We start from the raw sequence: 1,812 nt of genomic DNA, 5'->3' as shown, positions 1-1,812 counted from the left end.
TCACCCGCGAAGTTCTGAACACCGTGCGTCGGACGTTTCTGACGCCTTTTGATCGCAGCGCCATTTCCAGCCTTATCGCTTCGATGGATGATGCGATTGACGAAATGCAGAAAACAGCCGGTGCGGTCGAACTATATGACGTCCAGAGCTTCGATCAGGAAATGATCGATATGGCGGCGATCATTGTCGATGCGGCGCGGCTGACCGCAGAAGCGATGCCGCTGCTTCGCGATGTGGCGGGCAATGGCGAGCGCCTCCACGAACTGACCGAGCGGCTGGTCCGGATGGAAGGCCATGCGGACGAAATCCACGCCGTCGGACTGAAAAAACTGTTTCAGGACCATGGCGCCACCGATACGCTGCATTTTATCATCTGGCGCGAACTTTACCAGCATATGGAGCGCGTGGTGGACCGGTTTGAGGATGTCGCAAACGAGATCGACGGTCTCGTGATAGATCACGCCTGAAGCGGCGCGGAACCATGGATCACAGCATCGCCTTTCCGATTCTCTTTGCGCTTATCGCGCTCGCGCTCGCGTTTGATTTTCTCAATGGCCTGCACGACGCGGCAAATTCCATCGCGACGGTGGTCTCGACCCGTCTGTTGTCGCCGGTTGCGGCCGTTGTCTTTGCTGCGTGCGGAAATTTCGCCGCATATTGGCTGGTCGGGCTGCACGTTGCCGAAACGGTTGGCAAAGGCATCATCAACAAGGACGTGGTGACGCCTGCGGTGGTGTTTGGAGCATTGGTCGGGGCGATGTTCTGGAATGTGCTGACCTGGCTCAAGGGTATTCCCTCTTCATCAAGCCATGCGCTGATCGGCGGACTGCTGGGCGCGGGCATAGCCCATGCCGGGTTTGGCGCGGTGGAATCTTCCGGTACGACCAAGACGCTGGTCGCCATTTTCCTGTCCCCGATGATCGGTTTCATGATTGCGATGACGCTGATGCTCGTGACATCATGGCTGTTCAAGCCGGTACAGCCGCGCAAGGCAGAGGGGGTGTTCAAGGTCTTTCACCTGATGTCCTCGGCCGCCTATTCGATTAGCCACGGCGCCAATGACGCGCAAAAAACCATGGGGATTATCGCGGTCCTGCTCTATTCGACCGGCTATCTGGGCGGCGAATTTTCGGTTCCCAACTGGGTGGTTATCAGTTGCTATGCGGCGATATCCCTGGGCACGCTCTCCGGCGGCTGGCGGATCATCAAAACCATGGGCACCAAGCTCACCAAGCTCAATCACCACAACGGATTTTGTGCGTCGACAGCCGGCTCTGCCGTTGTATTCGGTGCTTCAGCCATGGGGATCCCGGTTTCCACGACCCACGCCATCACCGGCAGCGTGGTCGGTGTCGGTGCGGCCCGGCGGGCCTCGGCCGTTCGGTGGAGCGTCGCCAGCCGGGTTGTTATGGCGTGGTTCATCACCATCCCGGCCAGCGCGGCGGTGGGCGCATTATTCTATTGGCTGACGCGGCTATTTTAACTTGCCCGCCGCTCGCGCGTGGACTTTTCCGGGGCGATGTGAAAAGACTGTCGGCTGAAAAGCAAGCAGGAGAACGAGCGTGACGATGAAGACCTTATTTGATGTCAGCGGTAAAGTAGCAGTGGTTTCCGGCGGCTCGAGCGGCATCGGTGCGATGATGGCGCGCGGACTGCTCGAAAATGGCGCAAAGGTTTACATCACTGCCCGCAAGGAAGAGCGACTGATGGCGAAAGCCGCGGAACTTTCCGAACTGGGCGAGTGCATTGGCATCCCGTCCGATCTGTCAAACGTTGAAGGCATTGAAGCGCTGGTCGCGGCGATCAGCGAAC

At 58.7% G+C, this 1,812-nt stretch carries 3 protein-coding genes; all 3 read left to right on the top strand.

The window, feature by feature from the left end:
* A partial coding sequence (locus WBM93_RS13905) for a DUF47 domain-containing protein (protein ID WP_424432460.1) occupies positions 1–467 on the top strand: 467 nt, incomplete at its 5' end.
* Positions 468–481: 14 nt separating this feature from the next.
* Positions 482–1,483, top strand: a complete 1,002-nt coding sequence (locus tag WBM93_RS13900; RefSeq protein ID WP_424432459.1) for an anion permease — start codon at positions 482–484, stop codon at positions 1,481–1,483.
* A gap of 85 nt (positions 1,484–1,568) precedes the next feature.
* On the top strand, positions 1,569–1,812 hold a 244-nt coding region (locus WBM93_RS13895; RefSeq protein ID WP_424432461.1), incomplete at its 3' end, for an SDR family NAD(P)-dependent oxidoreductase.

The organism is Parasphingorhabdus sp., assembly GCF_049667325.1.
In the GTDB taxonomy this organism is placed as follows: Bacteria; Pseudomonadota; Alphaproteobacteria; order Sphingomonadales; family Sphingomonadaceae; genus Parasphingorhabdus.
This window is presented reverse-complemented; position numbering and strand designations above follow the sequence as displayed.